General features: G+C 70.8%; 16 protein-coding genes. 6 read left to right on the plus strand and 10 right to left on the minus strand.

Features of this window, described 5'->3' with window-relative positions; all coding sequences use genetic code 11:
- Window positions 1-96: 96 nt before the first annotated feature.
- Complete coding sequence (locus tag C3488_RS30650) at window positions 97-564, minus strand: helix-turn-helix domain-containing protein (RefSeq protein WP_103844144.1); 468 nt, start codon at window positions 562-564, stop codon at window positions 97-99.
- A 93-nt stretch (window positions 565-657) separates the two neighbouring features.
- On the opposite strand from C3488_RS30650, the gene C3488_RS30655 reads away from it, so the two are divergent.
- The 4 genes from C3488_RS30655 to C3488_RS30670 all read left to right on the plus strand — a co-directional run bounded on the left by C3488_RS30655 (window position 658) and on the right by C3488_RS30670 (window position 6322).
- A complete protein-coding gene (locus tag C3488_RS30655; protein WP_103844145.1) occupies window positions 658-1152 on the plus strand; it encodes a PaaI family thioesterase in 495 nt (164 codons plus the stop codon).
- Between the two features lie 138 nt (window positions 1153-1290).
- Window positions 1291-3582, plus strand: coding sequence for an FUSC family protein (locus tag C3488_RS30660; RefSeq protein WP_103844161.1), 2292 nt, complete (start codon window positions 1291-1293; stop codon window positions 3580-3582).
- A gap of 318 nt (window positions 3583-3900) precedes the next feature.
- Window positions 3901-5097 (plus strand): cytochrome P450, encoded by a 1197-nt coding sequence (locus C3488_RS30665; RefSeq protein ID WP_103844146.1) that lies wholly within the window; start codon window positions 3901-3903, stop codon window positions 5095-5097.
- A 556-nt stretch (window positions 5098-5653) separates the two neighbouring features.
- Complete coding sequence (locus C3488_RS30670; RefSeq protein ID WP_103844147.1) at window positions 5654-6322, plus strand: CAP domain-containing protein; 669 nt, start codon at window positions 5654-5656, stop codon at window positions 6320-6322.
- 147 nt (window positions 6323-6469) lie between these two features.
- Here the strand turns inward: C3488_RS30670 and C3488_RS30675 are convergent, their stop codons facing one another.
- The 7 genes from C3488_RS30675 to C3488_RS30715 form a co-directional block, all read right to left on the minus strand.
- Entirely contained in the window at window positions 6470-7009 is a 540-nt protein-coding gene (locus C3488_RS30675; RefSeq protein WP_258053771.1) for a hypothetical protein, read from the minus strand.
- On the minus strand, window positions 7006-7275 hold the full coding sequence (locus tag C3488_RS30680; RefSeq protein ID WP_103844148.1) for a hypothetical protein: 270 nt from the start codon (window positions 7273-7275) through the stop codon (window positions 7006-7008). The genes C3488_RS30675 and C3488_RS30680 overlap by 4 nt, the downstream gene beginning before the upstream one ends.
- Before the next feature lie 661 nt (window positions 7276-7936).
- The gene (locus C3488_RS30695; protein WP_258053772.1) at window positions 7937-8191 is read right to left on the minus strand and encodes a hypothetical protein; all 255 of its coding nucleotides are present in this window, start codon (window positions 8189-8191) and stop codon (window positions 7937-7939) included.
- Between the two features lie 276 nt (window positions 8192-8467).
- A complete protein-coding gene (locus tag C3488_RS30700) occupies window positions 8468-9016 on the minus strand; it encodes a GNAT family N-acetyltransferase (protein ID WP_103844151.1) in 549 nt (182 codons plus the stop codon).
- A 52-nt stretch (window positions 9017-9068) separates the two neighbouring features.
- Window positions 9069-9500, minus strand: coding sequence for a YrdB family protein (locus C3488_RS30705; RefSeq protein ID WP_103844152.1), 432 nt, complete (start codon window positions 9498-9500; stop codon window positions 9069-9071).
- Window positions 9501-9605: 105 nt separating this feature from the next.
- Window positions 9606-11753 (minus strand): RNA polymerase recycling motor ATPase HelR, encoded by a 2148-nt coding sequence (gene helR / locus C3488_RS30710; RefSeq protein WP_103844153.1) that lies wholly within the window; start codon window positions 11751-11753, stop codon window positions 9606-9608.
- A 36-nt stretch (window positions 11754-11789) separates the two neighbouring features.
- Window positions 11790-13001 (minus strand): glycosyltransferase, encoded by a 1212-nt coding sequence (locus tag C3488_RS30715; RefSeq protein ID WP_103844154.1) that lies wholly within the window; start codon window positions 12999-13001, stop codon window positions 11790-11792.
- A gap of 629 nt (window positions 13002-13630) precedes the next feature.
- Between C3488_RS30715 and C3488_RS30725 the strand changes: the two genes are divergently transcribed.
- Window positions 13631-14485 (plus strand): aminoglycoside phosphotransferase family protein, encoded by an 855-nt coding sequence (locus C3488_RS30725; protein WP_258053773.1) that lies wholly within the window; start codon window positions 13631-13633, stop codon window positions 14483-14485.
- A 62-nt stretch (window positions 14486-14547) separates the two neighbouring features.
- On the opposite strand, the gene C3488_RS40260 is transcribed toward C3488_RS30725, so the two are convergent.
- Window positions 14548-14814 carry a hypothetical protein gene (locus C3488_RS40260; RefSeq protein ID WP_146067954.1) on the minus strand — a complete coding sequence of 89 codons (267 nt, stop codon included), beginning with the start codon at window positions 14812-14814 and terminating at the stop codon, window positions 14548-14550.
- A gap of 324 nt (window positions 14815-15138) precedes the next feature.
- Here C3488_RS40260 and C3488_RS30730 point away from each other — a divergent pair, with 324 nt between their 5' ends.
- On the plus strand, window positions 15139-16077 hold the full coding sequence (locus C3488_RS30730) for an aminoglycoside phosphotransferase family protein (protein WP_103844156.1): 939 nt from the start codon (window positions 15139-15141) through the stop codon (window positions 16075-16077).
- A gap of 222 nt (window positions 16078-16299) precedes the next feature.
- On the opposite strand, the gene C3488_RS30735 is transcribed toward C3488_RS30730, so the two are convergent.
- Window positions 16300-17402 (minus strand): ATP-binding cassette domain-containing protein (locus tag C3488_RS30735; RefSeq protein ID WP_146067955.1); only part of this gene is annotated, 1103 nt, incomplete at its 5' end.

Consider the following 17402-nt stretch of genomic DNA (forward strand, 5'->3'; position numbering starts at 1 on the left):
GGCCGTCGTCGAACTCACCCGGCACGCCGAGCGACTACAGGTCCCATCCGTCGGTCCACGTGTGCCGGCTGACGTCACGCCCCGACCCGGGACTGGTCAGGTCAGAGGGCGCGCTGCGGCGCCGGGCCGTGTGCACGCCTGCCGCGGGCTCAGAGGTCCGTGATCACCTGTGCAGACGACCACGGCTTCCAGCGGTTCGCCGCAGTCGCGGTGGTGGACCTCCAGGGGCGGTCCCTCCGGGTCCGCGGTGTAGCGATCGCCCCACTGCTTGAGCGCGATCATCACGGGCCACAGGTCCCAGCCCTTGTGTGTGAGCCGGTATTCATGGCGGGTGCGGTGGCCCGGCTCGCGGTACGGGACGGTCCTCAGGATCCCGGCCGCGACCAGTTTGCGCAGCCGATCCGACAAGACCGCGTCGGACAGTCCCACGTGGCGGCGGAAGTCGTCGAAGCGGCGCACGCCGTTCATGGCGTCGCGCAACACCAGCAGCGACCACTTCTCGCCGATCAGGTCCAGGGTGCGCTGCACCGTGCAGTTCTCGGTGCTGGTCTCCAGCCAGGTCATGGGGCCATCGTAGGCTGGCTTCGATATTGACAGCCAGGGGTGGCGCTGGCTAGCTTCGCCCTCAGAAGCCGGCACGGGGGAAGGAAAGCGCCCATGACGAGGTCACGCACGTTCGAGTGGAAGGACCCCGGCGTCTCCGCCGCCGCGGTGGGGCAGGAGAGCGGGCTCGACTTCCTCCGCGGCGTGCTCAGCGGGCGTCTGCCTGCCGCGCCCATCGCCGCGACCCTCGGCTTCACCCTGGAGGAGGTCGAGTTCGGCCGTGCCGTCTTCGCCCTGGAACCGGGGGAGGAGCACTACAACCCCATCGGCAGCGTCCACGGCGGCGTCTACGCCACCCTGCTCGACTCGGCCGCAGGCTGTGCCGTCCAGTCCGTCCTCCCGACAGGTATGGGATACACCTCGCTCGATCTGAGCCTGAAGTTCCTGCGCCCGATGACCGTCGACACCGGCAAGGTCCGCGCCGTCGGTTCCGTCCTCAACCACGGCCGCCGTACGGCACTCGCGCAGGCCGAGCTGTTCGACTCCGAGGACCGCCTGCTCGCACACGCCACCAGCAGCTGCATGCTCTTTCCCGTCACCAAGAGTTAGCGCCTCGGCGGTCGGCAAGCGCACGGTGAGCGCGGCGCCGGGCGCGCCGTCCGGGCGCTCGTATGGCCTTTGCCCGGGCGGATCCGTCACCCTGAGGGCGGATGGAACAGCCCCCGTCGAGTGGAGGTGCGCGGGCACGTGCGTACACCTGGCCGAAGCGGGCTCCCTCCGGCCGCAGCGTGGCTGCGTGCCCGCGATCCCGACCTGGCCGCGACCCGCCGCGCCGGGCGCACCGCGATCGTCATGCCCGCGCTGTTCGCTCTGTGCGACCAGGTGATCGGGTCGCCGACGATGGCTGCCTTCGCCGCCTTCGGCTCGTTCTCGATGCTGCTGCTCGTGGATTTCACCGGCCCGATGGTGCAGCGACTACGGGCACACCTGGGCCTTGCGGTGGCCTGGGCGGTACTCGTCTGCCTGGGCACGGTCGTGGCGCACCAGATCTGGCTCGCGGTGACGACCATGGTGGTGATCGGTTTCCTGGTGCTGTTCGCCGGAGTGGTCAGTTCCGTTCTCGCCGGCACGTCGACCGCCCTGTTGCTGGCCTTCGTCCTCCCGGTGACATCCCCCGTGCCGCTGTCGCAGCTGCCCGCCCGGCTCGCCGGAGCGGGTCTGGCAGCGGCCGCCGCCATGATCGCGGTCTGTCTTCTGTGGCCTCGTCCCGCCGCTGATCCGCTCTGCGCGCCGGCGGCCCGCGTGTGCCGCGCGGCGGCGGCCCAACTGCGCACCGACGCCTCTCTGCTGGCCGGCGGCCCCGGCGCGCCCAGCGGCACGAAGTGCCGGGCCGTCGCCGACGAGGCCGCGACCGCGGCAGCCGACCTGCGCGGTGTCTTCGACGCCACCCCCTACCGGCCCACAGGACTGTCCGTCGGCTCCCGGGCCGTCGTTCGCCTGGTCGACGAACTGACCTGGCTCAGCGGCATCCTGGCCGACAGCGCACCCCCGCTCGACGACCGCCCGGCCTGCGACGTCGACGCCCATGCCGTACGTCGTGCCGCCGCCGTAGTGCTGGACGAGGCGGCCGACCTGCTCGAAGCCCCGCGCAACGCTCCGGAGGGGCTGCGCGCCGCGGCCCGTGACCTGCGTGCGGCCATGGCCCGGATGGAGCGCAACGCCACATCACGACTGCCCGTCCACCACACGGGAGCCGGTACGCCCGCACAGGTGCACCCCGTCATCGGGGCCCTGGACCTGTCCTTCCGCGCGCAGGAGCTGGGCTTCGCGACCCTCCAGATCGCCGACAACGTCGACCTGGCCTCGGCCGCCGAGCGCCGCGGCTGGGCCGAGCGCCTGCTCGGCCGCGAGCCCGGTGCCGTGGCCAGACCGCTGGCCGCGGCGCGCGAGCGGGCCGCCGCGCACCTTCAGCCGCAGTCCGTCTGGTTGCACAACAGCCTGCGGGGCGCGATCGGCCTGGGCATCGCGGTCGCCCTGGCGGACCTGATCAGCGTCCAGCACTCCTTCTGGGTGCTGCTGGGCACCCTGTCGGTACTGCGTTCCAACGCCCTCAACACCGGACAGAACGCGCTCCGTGCCGTCGGCGGCACGATCGCGGGCTCGATCGTCGGGGCCGGACTGCTCCAGCTCATCGGTCACCACGGCACGGTGCTCTGGTTCTTGCTGCCCTTCGCCGTCCTCCTCGCCGGCATCGCCCCTGCGGTCATCTCGTTCGCCGCCGGTCAGGCGTCCTTCACCATCACCCTCGTCATCCTGTTCAACATCGGCCAGAACCCCGACTGGCACATCGTGCTGCTGCGCATCGAGGACATCGCGATCGGCTGCGCCGTGAGCGTGCTGGTCGCCCTGTTCTTCTGGCCACGCGGCGCCGCCGCGGCCGTGGAGCGGGCCCTCGCCGAGGCGTACACGGACAGCGCCCGTTATCTGGCGGGCGCTGTGGAGTACGCCGTCGGCCGCTGCGGCGGCGGTGTCCCATCGGCGGAGCCCGCCCTGCAGGAGGGCCGCGAGGCCGCCGCCGCGGCGAGACGGCTCGACGACGCCTTCCGTACCTACCTCGCCGAACGCGGGCAAAAGCCGGTGCCGCTCGCGGACATGACCACCCTGGTCACCGGCATCGTCGGACTGCGCCTTGCCGCGGACGCTGTTCTGGGGCTGTGGCAGCGCGCCGCACAACCGCACGGCGAAGCCGATCGGGCGCAGGCCCGACTCGTTCTCCTGAGCGCCGCCGGACGGGTCTCCGGCTGGTACCGGGACCTGGCCGCCGGTCTGGGGCGGGACGGCGCTGTCCGCGATCCGTTGCCGCGCAACCCCAGGGCCGAAGCGCAGTTGGTCGATTCCCTGCGCCGCGACCTCAGCGACGAGCACGGGCGGGCCACGGACACGGCCGTCCGCATCATCTGGACCGCCGACCACCTCGACGCCGCGCGCCGCCTGCAGCCGAGCCTGGCGGCAGCGGCGCGGCCGGACAGCGCGTCCTGACCGAGGAGGAGCTGTTCCGGCTCGATTCTGCCCTGCCGCCTCGCCGAAAGCGGGTCCGTCCGGCGGCGGTACCGGTTACAGTCGGCGGGCGGTGGGGCGTTGATCCGAGGGGGAGCGGACGATGACCGGAAGCATGACGAGGCGATGCCCGGTGGGAACCGGGGTCCGGGTCGGGGCGTTCGGCCGGCCGCTTCTCGCGCTCGCCGATCCGCGCGCCGGCGGACGCCGGTGGCTTACGAACCGGCAGGCCACCCCCGGGTGCCTTCCTGTGGCGTTGCCCGGCCGGTCATCCGTCCCTGCCAGTGAGGTGGTACCTCGATGAGCATCGTTGACCTCGCCGCGCTCGGCGAGTCCTTCACCCGCGACCCCTACTCTGTCTACGCCCGCTTACGGGCCCAGGGCCCGGTGCACCGCATCCGGATGCCGGAAGGGGGCGCGGAGGCCTGGCTCGTCGTCGGATACGAGGCCGGGCGCGCGGCGCTGGCGGACTCCCGGCTCACCAAGGACTGGAGCAAGGCGTCCCCCTCTCTGCCGCTGGGGGCCGTCTCCTCCGGCCCTCACATGCTCAGGGCCGATCCGCCGGACCACACCCGGCTGCGCAAACTGGTCGCCCGCCAGTTCACCGCGCGCCGAGTGGAGGAACTCGCACCGCGCATCCAGAAGACCACCGACGCGCTCCTGGACCGGATGCTCGCCGCCCCCGACGGACGCGCCGACCTCGTCGAGGCGCTGTCCTTCCCGCTGCCCATCTCCGTGATCTGCGAACTCCTCGGCGTTCCGGACCTGGACCGCGACTCCTTCAGGAGGTGGTCGAACGACGCGCTCGGCGCCACCGACCCCGAAGAGCGCAAAGCCGCCGCGACCTCGATGGCGCGCTACCTGGCCGAGCTGCTGGAGGACAAGCGGCGGCGGCCCGGCGACGACCTCATGAGCGCGCTGATCCACGGCTCGGACGAGGACGGCGACAAGCTGTCCCCCGAGGAGCTTCTCGGCATGGCCTGGCTTCTGCTCGTCGCCGGCCACGAGACCACCGTGAACCTGATCTCCAACGGCGTCCTCGCCCTCCTCACCCATCCCGAGCAGTTGGCCGCCCTGCGCGCCGATGCGTCCCTCATCGACGCCGCGGTCGAGGAGATGCTGCGCTACGACGGGCCGGTGGAGACCCCGACGTACCGCTTCACCACCGACCCTGTGACGATCGGCGACACAGCCATCCCCGGAGGCGGCGAACTCGTCCTCGTCGCCCTGGCCGACGCCAACCGCGACCCCGCGCGCTTCGCCTCACCCGACCGTTTCGACATCTCCCGTGACGCCCGCGGCCATGTGGCGTTCGGCCACGGCATCCACTACTGCCTGGGGGCGCCGCTGGCCCGCCTGGAGGCACGCATCGCCGTCAGGACGCTGCTGGAGCGCTGTGCCGACCTGGCACTGGACATCCACCCGGCAGCGATCACCTGGCGCCCGGGGATGATGATCCGCGGCCCGCGAAGCCTGCCCGTCCGGTTCACCCGGTAGCCCGCCGGTCACCGGGCGGAGGATGAGGCGGGGGTTTCTGCCCCCAGGGCGGCCGGGGTCCGGGCCGCCCTGGGCTCGCCGATGTGACTCTTGTCATGGCCGACCTCTGTCGTACGGCGATGCCTAGTAGGTCCCCGCCTCCTGCTCATTTGGTGTTCATGTGCCGCCAAGCGGACATTCCTCACCGAGGCTGCGCCGGTTCATCGATCATTCCTCCATCGCGGCTTTCTCCTTCTTTTTCCGCTGCTTTGACGGTGCTGCGGAGAATCGCGAATGCGCTGAGCGGGATTTAGCGCGCCCGTCGATGCCTGGCAAGGGTGGCGTTTTCCTACGAGAAAGCGTAGTACTCGGCGCTCATTGCCCTTGCTGCTCTGCCTTCCGAGAATGACCGGGCCGCAGGGCTTCCCGGCATCTTCTGCACTGGATCCCGTGCCGGTGGCCGGGGTTGGCGTTGCCCACAGCGCACACCGCGTGGTCTCCGCACGTGGAATTGTCATGCGCAGCAAATGCCGGGGTGCTGCGAGAAGCGATGCCAATATCTAGTGAGGACGGTCGCGTGAGCAAGCACCGCAGGACATTGCACCACCGAAAGGCAGTCATAGCCGCCGTCGCAATCGCCGCCGTGGGCGTCCCGTCCGTCGCCATGGCCTGCGCGGACTCTTACAACGGACGGCCGCACACGCACCGTTCGCACCATCACCGGCACAACGACTCCGGCAATGCCGCGAAATGGCACTGGGCGAAGGCGACCGGCAGCCCGACGGCCCAGCCCAAGCCGAGCGCTTCGGCGACCACCGCCCCCGCCACCCGGCCCACGGCTTCGAGCGCCCCGGCGTCCAGCGCTCCCACCACTGCCACCGCACGCGTCGTCGCGCTCGTCAACAGCGAGCGCGCCAAGGTGGGTTGTGCACCGCTGACCGTCAACTCGAAGCTGACGAAGGCCGCTCAGGCACACAGCGCCGACATGGCCGCCCACCAGAACATGTCCCACACAGGTTCCGACGGCTCGTCCCCGGGTGACCGGATCACCAGCGCCGGATACTCCTGGAGCTCGTACGGTGAGAACATCGCCTACGGCTACAGCACCCCCGAGAGCGTCATGGCAGCCTGGATGGCCAGCCCGGGACACAAGCGGAACATCCTCGACTGCGGATTCAAGGAGATCGGCGTGGGCCTCGCCCAGCCCGGCTCCTACTGGACGCAGGACTTCGGTACCGCTCGCTGACCACGCCGCCTCGCCGACGACCCACCTGACTCGGCGGGGCGACGGCGTTCGGCCCGCGCTCACCCGGCCGCCCCTGTGGGCCCCCGACAAAACGGGCGGCCGGACCGTCACCACCCGCGGCCCGCAGGCGGCCTGTGCCCGGGGTGATCAGGACCGGGCGCCTGTCCCCACTGTGTCCGGGGTGGGGTCCGGCGATGGCTGCGGCGTCCACTGCGACCGCAGCAGCAGTCGTACGCGGTGGAAGAGGAAGGCGGCCAGCGGGAGCTCGACGAAGACGGCGAGCGCGGCGGACATCCAGACCGCGGACGTGCCCAGGGCGAGGGAGACGTCGAACCACGCGTCGCACACCAGGAGGACGGCGGTCGCCAGGGCGGGCAGCACCACCGCCCGGTGGCGGCGTACTCCGAGGACGGCTGTCGCCCCCAGTGCCGTCAGGAGCAGTATGTCGAAGCCGACCCAGGTCGTGCGCCACGCGTGGACACGGTAGTCGGATGGCAGGGTCACTCCCAGGATCACCGTCCAGGGAACCAGTCCCAGTGCCGACACGGCGAGCAACTCGAGCGTGTGGCGTCGGCGCCGCTCGAGCAGAGGATCCCGGCCGGCCCGGCCCGCGAGGGCCGGGCGCTCCGGTTTCGGGACCTCTTCGCAGGGGCCGGCGTGCGCCGGGTCCTGTGCCGTCGGGCTCATCGGCGCGCGGCTTCCTCGGCGACAACGGGCGAAGGCGCGGGGTACCAGGCCGCGAGGCGCCGCGTGGCGAGCCAGCCGAGGCCGGCCAGCAGCACGCCGAGCGCGGCCTCTGGGAGGTGCCGGCTCACCAGCATCACCGCGGCAGCGGTGTCCAGGCCCGCCGCGAGAAGGATGAACGCGGCGCGCCGCCAGGCGTGACGCGGTGCGGTGGCTGCCACGGGACGGGCGGGCCGGCCGCGAAAGAGGGCCGAGGTGCTGTGGCTCATCGTGGCCACCTCTCCTGACCCGTTCGGTCTTGGTCCATGTCGGCCTCCGGAGAACCGAGAGATGACAGGGACAACCGGAGGCACATCTCCTGTTATTCCGCCGAGGCCCTTCATGGCTGCCCTTCACGGGGTGATGTGTGGCACACCGTCGTCGATCTCGCAGGTGATCTGCATCGCCGGCGGCGCGGCGCCGAGCGCTGCGACTCCGGCAGGGAGACGTTGACGGCGTAGGCGTCGTCGATCACGGCGTACATCGCGTACGCCTTGGCCACCGGGTGCTTCACCCCCCGCCGCCCGGGGCCGCTCCTTCGAGGTGCTCCCAGACCTCGGCCTGGAAGCGCAGGACGCGGAGACGGTGGAACACTTCGAGCGGCCGCCGGCACCGGCCGAGGAGGTCCTGGAACCGCGCAGGCTGTCCGGCACCCCGACTACTTCGTGCGCGTGGCGTCGCCGACCTCGCGGCGTACGAGACGTTCCTCAACCGGCGGGGCATGACCAGCCCGCGGCTCAAGAACGTCACCTCGCACTTCACGATGGAGACCGTCGAGCCCGGCCCGTAGGGGCCCGGGCTCGACGATCGGGCGCCGCGCCCATCTGCGCTCAGGCCCTCTGCCACGGAACCGCGCGAGCGGGACGCCCTCGATCGGCCGCCGACTCCGAGCTATGCGGAAGCCACGACTTGGCCGGACATGACCTGGGGAGGGTTGGGGAGCAGCGAGGCGAGGTTGTCCCGAACGAAGACCGCCGCCTTCTTGATCGATTCCTCGGCCCCCTCCTCGCTCTCGAAGACAGTGGTCGAGACCATGACCCCGTCTCCGGCGTCGACCCAGTAGTAGGCGAGGAGCCCCGGGATCTGGCGGATGAGCGGTACGAATCCCTCACTCACCTTGCGCCCTGCCTCTGCCGGATCGGTCACCCCTTCGTACCGTCTTACGGCTGCGTACACGCTGCTCTCCTCACGATTTCCGTTGCATCGTCCGCTCTCCGCACACGCCGTACCCCTGCGCCCCGCACTCCGCTCACGACTTGTCCGTCAATCACCGGAAGGGGCCGGCCCGTGGTCCGAATGGCGGCCTTCGCTGTCGCGGTTGTGCCTGACCGGCTCGTGGCCGCGTGATCAGCGCGAGCCCGGCGACACGGAGCGCGCTCCGGCGACGGACGTACCCGCCATGCCGTCGGCGCGTCCGGCCGGTCAGGCATCGACGTCTCGAAGGCCGACTGCGTCGTGCTGCCAGAACAGCTCCGAGTACACGAGCGTTCCCGTCATCCAGTCCTCGTGCGCCGGGAGCCTGAGCACCTGGAAGGCGGCGTCGGGGATACGCAGGGACGGCTTGCGGAAGTCGAGCTCTCCGCCGGGCACGAACCCGAAACGCCCGTAGTAGGCCGGGTTCCCCTCGAGGAAGACAAGGGGAACCGCCCGCTGCGCGAGGATCTGCACACCGCTGCGGACCAACGCCGCGCCCACGCCCCTTCGCTGGTGGCTGGGCCTCACGGCCAGCGGGCTGAGCACCTGCACGTCGACCAGGCGCCGCGGTGCGTCGAGCAGGCTGCGGCTGAACAGGACGTGTCCGACCACCTGTCCCGCTTGCTCGGCGACCAACGACAACCCGCAGTCGGGGGTCAGGGTGTCGCGCAAGGCGTCCGTCAACTCGCCCACGACACGCCCGTGATCACCGAACGCCTCCAGATGGAGGTTCCGCACGGCTTCTCTGTCACCAGGCTGCTCTTCGCGAAGATCCATAGCCCTTGAGGGTAGGAGACACCGGCCCCCCTGTCCGCAGGTGTGTGAGCCATCAACCGGACTCCGGTGAGCGTGCGACAGGCGCCTGCCCTGCGGCCAGGGTTGCCGGGGTGCGTCGAAAGGCCTCGGCCACCCCCGTGCTGGCGATGACGACGACCGCCATGGTCACCGCGGCAACGTGGTGCCCGACTCCGTAGAGGGCCGCTGCACCACCGCCCAGCACGACCGTCTTGACGACCAGGACGAGCGGCAATCGCGGCCGCCACCGCGCCTTCGGGGCGGCGAACAACGACCAGAGCACAATCGCCGACAGTGGTGTGCCCACTCCGAGCAGGACACGGCCGGCCCCGTCCGCCCCAATCGTGAATCCCCACCAACTCAGGCATGCCAGCGCGGCGAGTTCGAGCAGGAACGCCAGGAACTCGTTGGCGGCGTACCACGGCCGCCCGTCGATCGGCGAGATCGAGTCGTCTTCTCTCGGCATGAAGTCCTCTCAGCGGACGGCGTCATGTGAGCATGGCATGCGCGGGGCGCCGTCTCACAGCATGCTGTCGAAGCCCATGTAAGTCGGGCGTTGGTCCGGCGGGTGTCAGGAGCTCGTGAGGATGACGAGCTGCTGCGTCGCTCGGGTCATCGCGACGTAGCGGTCGACCGCTCCCTCGACACCCGTGCCGAACCCCTCCGGGTCGATGAGGACGACGAGGTCGAACTCCAGCCCCTTCGCCAGCTCCGGCGTCAGCGACCGGACGCGGGACATGTCCCGGAACGCGGGGTCGCCGATGACGCAGGCGATCCCGTCGGCATGCGCGACGAGCCAGGCGTCGAGGACCGAGCTCAGATCCGGGACAGACCCGTGTACGACAGGGACGCCGTTGCTGCGGATGGAGGTCGGCACGTTGGCGTCCGGGAGCACGGCCCGGATGACCGGCTCGGCCTCCGCCATGATCTCCTCCGGAGTCCGGTAGTTGATGCTCAGTGAGGCCAGGTTGATCCGGTCGAACCCGACGCGCTCGAGCCGTTCCTGCCACGATTCTGCGAATCCGTGCCTGGCCTGGGCGCGGTCCCCGGCGATGGTGAGGCTCCGGGACGGGCATCGCAGCAGCAGCATCTGCCACTCCGCGTCGGTCAGTTCCTGAGCCTCGTCCACGACGATGTGCGCGAACGGTCCGGCGAGCAGGTCCGGGTCGGCGCCGGGCAGGGCGGTCTTGTCGACCAGGGTGTCCCGCAGGTCCCGTCCGAGCAGCATCGTCACCGCTCCCTCACCGTCGTCGTCGGCCTGGAGCAGGTTGTCGATGACGTCGGCCATCCGCTCGCGTTCGGCGGCGACAGCGGCGTCGTTCCGACGTTTGCGGCGTGCGGCCTCCGGGTCGCCGAGCCGCTGCCGTGCCGCGTCCAGCAGCGGCAGGTCGGACACCGTCCACGCCTGGGCGTCCTCGCGCTGCAGCTTCTGGACGTCGTCGCGGCTGAGCCAGGGAGCGCACATGCGCAGGTACGCGGGCACCGACCACAGGTCCGAGACGAGGTCGGCCGCCTCGAGCAGCGGCCACGCGCGGTTGAAGGCCGAGAGCAGCTCCCTGTTCTGCCGCAGCGACCTGCGGAGCAGGTCGGCCGGGACATCGCCGTCGTGCTTGTCCACCAGGATCGTGAGCAGCTCCTCCCAGACCTGGTCGCGCGCCTCGTTGTGCGGAGTGCCGGGTTCGGCTGCTTCGAACGCCACGGCCCAGTCGTCCGCGCCCAAGCGGATGTCGGACCAGTGGGTCGTGACCGTCATCCCCTCGGCGGGCGGCTCCTCGTAGAACCTGACGCCCGCTTCGATCGCCCTCACCATGTTTGCGGACGACTTCAGGCGGGCCACGTCAGGGTCGGCCTCGATCCCTGCCGAGGCTCCCTCGGTGACGAGGTCCCGCAGGGTGCAGGTCTGGACCCCCTCCTCTCCGAGACTGGGCAGGACGTCGGCGACGTAGGCCAGATAGGGCCGGTGCGGGCCGACGAACAGTACGCCGCCGCGGCGGTCACCGAGGCGAGGGTCGGAGTGGAGCAGGTAGGCGGCACGGTGCAGAGCGACGACGGTCTTCCCCGTGCCGGGACCGCCGTCGACGACGAGAGCGCCGCGGGATCCCGCGCGGATGACGGCGTCCTGGTCGGCCTGGATGGTGGCGAGCACGTCCCGCATCCGAGGCGACCGATTGCCGCCCAGGCCGGCGATGAAGGCGGACTGGTCGTCGAGCGCGGCGTGCCCGGCGAACCCGTCAGGAATGAAGACCTCGTCCCAGTAGTCGCTGATCCGGCCACCGGTCCAGCGATACCTGCGGCGGCTCGCCAGTCCCATCGGGTTGGCGTGGGTGGCTCCGAAGAACGGCTCGGCCGCGGGGGAGCGCCAGTCGACCAGCAGCCGCCGGCCCGCGCTGTCCGTCAGGCCGAGCCGACCGACGTACACGGGCTCGGTGCCGTCCGCGCCGACCATGTGTCCGAGGCACAGGTCCAGACCGAAGCGACGCAGTGCGCGCAGGCGAGCGGTCAGTCGGTGGATCTCCGCATCCCGGTCCATCGCCTGCCGTCCCAGGCCGCCGGGCGCCCTGCGCTCCGCGTCGAGGCGGTCGGACAGCTCGGCGATCGACTGCTGGAGGCATTCGGCGACGGCCGCGAAGTGCTGCTCGTCGCCGGCGATCAGCGTCGGGTCGGCCTTGAGGGAGAGGCGGTCGGGAAGATCGAACACGCTGGTGGTCAGGGGGTTCACGTCATCAGCTCCGGTGTGGTTCGCCAACGGTTCTGCTCAGACCGCCGCGTCGAGCAGCAGCTTCGCGGCCACCACTGCTCCGTCGGTGCGGATCGTCCCGGCCACGGCGGCCGCCCGTGCGCGGGTCTCGGGGGTCAGGGCCTTCCTGAGCGCGGCCGACAGCGAATGGACGGTCGGGGTAGGTCCGTTGTGTGCCGCGCCGATGCCCAGCTCGGCCACCCGGCGGGCCCAGTACGGCTGGTCCACGATCTGGGGTACGACCACCTGGGGCGCGCCGGCCCGGGCGGCCGTCGTGGTCGTGCCCGCGCCGCCGTGGTGCACGACGGCGGCCACCCGTGGGAACAGCGCCTGGTGGTTGACCTCGCCGACGACGAAGCAGTCGTCCCGGTCGTCGATCAGGGCCAGGTCGGCCCACCCGCGCCCGACGAGGACCCGGCGGCCCTGCGCGCGGACCGCCTCGATGGCCACCCGGGCGACGTCCGGGGAGCCGTGCATGCGCATGCTGCCGAAGCCCACGTACACCGGCGGTTCGCCGGCCTCCAGGAACGCCGACAGCTCGCCCGGGAGCGGACGTTCGTCCGGGAGGATCCACGCGCCGGTCGGTACGACGTCGAGATCCGTGAGGTCCAGCCGCGGCTCCAGCACCGGGTCCACCGCAAGCCACGGACGGTCGGTGTGGACATGGTCTCGGACGTTGGCCACCGGTGGCAGGCCGATCGAGGTCCGGTGGTTGTTGAGCGCCTCACCGTACAGCGCGTTCACCTTCTCGGCGTCCAGTGCCCACAGCACCCGGTTGTCGGTCTCCCCCGGCGGGAAGGGCTTGCCCGGCCGTCCCGGCGGCGGGTAGTGCGCCGACGGCAGCGAGAACGGATGGAAGCAGGCGCAGACGTAGTGGATACCCAGTTTCTCGGTCACCGACCGCGCGCCGGCCGGCATCAGGCCGGTCGCCACCAGCGCGTCGCATCCCTCGGCCGCCTGGGCGACCGGGCCGAAGTGGGCGTCGACCAGCTCGGCCGCGACCCGGAAGGCGTCCTCGGGCGTCGGCGGCTTCGCCCCGCTCACCAGCATGCGCACCGACGGGCCGAACGGCACGTGCTCCACACCGACGACATCCAGAAGCTCGGCGAACTCCTCGTCCGGTGGCGCGCACACCAGCGCCTCGGCGCCGAGCTTCCGGAGTGCCCTCGCCAGTGCCGCCACGGGTTCCACGTCTCCGCGCGACCCATAGCTCATCAAAAGGACACGCACTTCGCGATTCCCCCATTTCCGCAAGATCTGACCTTCGGCCGACGATTCTGCGGTACGACGGGGGCCTTGCCGCAAGCCCCCCAGTGCGCTATACGTTGAGAGTGGCAAGGAGTGGGTGACCTCCTTGCCTTCCTTTTTGTCGTCCACTGCGGAGGGACAAGCCCCTGGGGATGCGGCGCCGCGCCGCGTACGGCGCTACCGCCGCCCCGCAGCGTCCCTGCCCTTCCCGTTCCAGGGCGCCTCGCCTGCTCGCGCGGTCCCTCTCGCGCCATTCCGGCCGCGGCCAGGCCGGGTTGGTGGTGAGGAAGTACGCAACTCCCGACAGGGGGCCGAGCGGCGCCACCAGGGAGCCGCCGGCCGCAGGGCCGATGGTGGCTGCGAGCCGCTCGGTCACGCCGGCCGGACCGGTGGCTCGTTGACAGTGGCACCCGGCCGCGCTCGGACTGCGCCGGCTCGGCGCGGCCGGCTTCGTCGGGGACGGCACGGCACACGGCAACGCGCTTCGCGCAGAAACGTTCGCGGTTTGACGGTCGGTCGGGCCTAGGATCGAAGGACTGCATCGACCACCTGCGGGGGACGCGTTGGGAGAGTTGGCGTGTGTCGCGCCGGAGGCCCGGGAGCGGCTTGTCGTGCGGTTCGGAGCGGAGGTGTCGGCCTGGTGTGACGAGTTGCCGGCCCTCGTCGGCGAACTCGCTGCTCGCTGGAATCTGGATCCCCTCGCGACCGGCGGGGGAGGCACCTCGCGGGTGTTCCGCTGCGTGCGACGTGACACGGGCACCCTGGCGTGGCTGAAACTCACCCCGCAGCCCGCCATCGCCCGAGAGGAAGCCGAAGCCCTGTGGGCCTGGGCGGAGACCCCGTCGGTTGTCACCCTGCTGGCCGACGACCTCGCCGCCGGTGCCCTGCTGCTGGAGAACGTCGAGCCGGGAGTGCCGGTGCGGCACCTCGCCTGGGACTTGCCCGAGGTCGCGGCGCTGCTGCGGGACCTTCGGGGCTCAGCTCCTCCGCCGGGGGAGCACTCGGTACTGCAGCCTCTCTCACACCGGATCGACTTCGTGTTCGACTTGACCGCACGACGGCTGACGGCGGCGGGCGTGGTGGGCCGATCGGCCCCGGTGGTACTCGATCAGGCCAGGGCGGCGGCCCTGGAACTCGCCACCAGTGGACCCGTGGGACTCGTCCATGGTGATCTGCACCCGGCCAACGTCCTGTCAGGTCCGGGCGCCCGCATGGTGGCGATCGATCCGAGGCCGGCGTGGGGCGACCCGGACTTCGACGCTGTGGACTGGGTACTTGCGGGAGTCACAGACTTCGCCGTGTTGGAGCAGAGGATCGAGGAACTGGCGAGGATGGTTCCCGGCCAGTCTCCCCATCGTGTGCTGCGATGGTGCCGAGCCCTGGCCGCCGTCATCGCGGTCCCCGGAGTGTGCGCGAGGCGGGACGACGCGGAAACTCAGTTCCTCCTGCTCCTGGCCGGGAGCTGAGCCGCCCGGTGACTGAGCCGACCGCAGAAAAACGATTCCTCTAATCGACCGTGCACGGGACCTCAGTCCAGCTCCGCAGGGAAGATGACATTGTTGAGTTCACCGTCGAGATCGCCTTCGACCGTAATGTTGTTGGTCTGATTGATGGTGATGCTCTTGTTGCCCTCGCCGACCTGACAGGTGATCTGCTCGGCCAGTTCGGTCCCGACCGTGTTGGTCAAGTCGCTGTCCGTCTCCGGCTCTGAGCATGCGCTGGCCGGTGGGGCGCCACCCAGCAGGGCGATGGCTGTCACGGCCGTCGCTAGTCCGATTTTCATGTGCTGACGCACGTTTGCCTCCCTTGGTCCTGATCTTCTGCCGATAGGTTGATCATCGTGAAGTATGACCAAATTATCCATGCGCCGTGACGCGCATTCGGGTGAAGTGGATGCCGTCCGGGTGCGGGTGTGCTGCCTCGACGGTCCGACTCTGGTGGCGTGGATGTATTGGCATGTTCACGATGGAAACGGCATCGCGGCGCCCTTCTGGCTGTGCGGCGGCTCGGTCCCCTGCATCCGGGGACAGGCCCAACTGGCCCTCACAGCCCGCGGCTTGATCCCGGGACTGCGGTCCGTGCCCGGCGTCCGTGTCACGCAGGCGCGTAAGGTTCCCCAATGATCGAAGTTCCGGAAGCGTTCGCGCGGACCACGGTGGAGCGTGAAGGCGAGGTGGGAGCCGCATGGCTCGCCGAACTACCCGGGATCGTGGACGAGTTGCTGCGGCGCTGGGGATGCGGGCCGGACGGCGGGGTCGTACACGGCGGTGTCGGGATCATCGTCCCGGTCCGACGCGGAGACGGCGCCACAGCAGTCGTGAAGGTGTCGTTTCCTCATCCCGGCAACGTCCATGAGCCGGATGCGTTCGTGGCCTGGGGTGGGCGCGGAGCCGTCCTGCTGCACGAGCGCGATGACGACCGTTTCGCGATGCTGCTCGAGCGGGTCCACACGTCGACCCTCGCGAAGGTCCAAGACGGCGATGAGGTGGTGACGGTCGCGGGGCGGATCAATCGCCGGCTGGCTGTTCCCGCGCCGCCCGGCCTGCCCCGGCTGCGTGAGCAGGCCGAGGTCTGGGAGGAGGGGCTGCGCCAGGACGCGGCGGAGCTGGCTCACGCTCTGCCGCGTCGTGTCGTGGACGCCGCCGTGGCGACCGTCCGAGATCTGGGTCGTGTCCAGCCGGATCTTCTCGTACACGGCGACCTCCACGCCGGAAACATCCTGCGTGGCGACCGCGAGCCCTGGCTGGCCGTCGATCCCAAGGGGTGTGCGGGGGATCCCGCCTACGACGGCGGCACGCTGCTCAAGTCGCGCGCCCTGACACTCCTCGAAGCGGACGACCTGCGCCGGGCTGTCCACCGCGTCCTGGACGTCTTCGCCGAGGCGGCGGAGGTCGAACGCGCGCGCGTCCGGCGCTGGGCCCAGTTCCACGCCGTTCAGGCCGCGTTCTGGGGCCGCCGCCATGGATTCCGCAGGGCCCGCAGGGGACCCCGACGGGACTGGCTCACCGCATTCGTGGACCACCTGGCAGTGTTGCTGACAGAAGGCGCGCAGCCGTGATCCAGGGGTCCTGGGCCGGCGCATCGGGACTGATCGGACGGCAGCCGCTCGCTCGTGGCTGCGGCGAGCCGGGGCGGGCGACGATCCGGCACCAGCCGATGAGGTCCTCACCGGCTGGTGTGCGTGGCAGCACGTCTGAGATCAAAACCGGCTGCACCGCCGGCACCGCAACCCGACTCGTCCTGGACGGAGCCCGTCCCATGGTGCCCGCGAGCGCCCCGCTCAGTTGCCGACGTAGTCCGCGAGGTGCTCACCGGTGAGGGTCGAGCGGGCGGCGACGAGGTCGGCGGGTGTGCCTTCGAAGACGATCCGGCCGCCGTCGTGGCCGGCGCCGGGGCCGAGGTCGATGATCCAGTCGGCGTGCGCCATGACGGCCTGGTGGTGCTCGACGACGATGACCGACTTGCCCGAGTCGACGAGCCGGTCGAGCAGCCCGAGCAACTGCTCGACGTCGGCGAGGTGCAGACCGGCGGTGGGCTCGTCGAGGACGTAGACGCCGCCCTTCTCGGCCATGTGGGTGGCCAGCTTGAGCCGCTGCCGCTCACCGCCGGACAGCGTGGTGAGGGGCTGTCCGAGGGTGAGGTAGCCGAGCCCGACGTCGGCGAGCCGTCCGAGAACGGCGTGCGCGGCGGGCGTGCGCGCCTCACCGCTGCCGAAGAACTCCTCGGCCTCGGCCACCGGCATCGCGAGCACCTCGCTGATGTCCCGCCCACCGAGGCGGTACTCCAGCACGGATGCCTGGAACCGCTTCCCCTCGCACTCCTCGCAGGTGGTGGCGACACCGGCCATCATCGCCAGGTCGGTGTAGACGACGCCGGCGCCGTTGCAGGTCGGGCAGGCACCCTCGGAGTTGGCGCTGAACAGTGCCGGTTTCACACCGTTGGCCTTCGCGAACGCCTTGCGGATCGGTTCGAGGAGCCCTGTGTACGTTGCGGGGTTGCTCCGCCTGGAGCCACGGATCGCGCTCTGGTCGATCGACACCACACCCGCGCCGGCGGGGATCGACCCGTGGACGAGGGAGCTCTTGCCGGAGCCGGCGACGCCGGTGACGACGACCAGGACCCCGAGGGGGATGTCGACGTCGACGCCCCGCAGGTTGTGCGTACTCGCGCCGCGGATCTCCAGAGTGCCGGTGGGCTTGCGCACCGTGTCCTTGAGCGCGGCCCGGTCGTCGAAATGGCGGCCCGTGATGGTGCCGCCGGCACGCAGGCCCTCGACGGTGCCCTCGAAGCAGACGGAGCCGCCCGCCGTACCGGCGCCCGGGCCGAGGTCCACGACGTGGTCGGCGATCGCGATCACCTCCGGCTTGTGCTCCACGACGAGCA

It is taken from the genome of Streptomyces sp. Ru72 (assembly GCF_002920635.1).
In the GTDB taxonomy this organism is placed as follows: domain Bacteria; phylum Actinomycetota; class Actinomycetes; order Streptomycetales; family Streptomycetaceae; genus Streptomyces.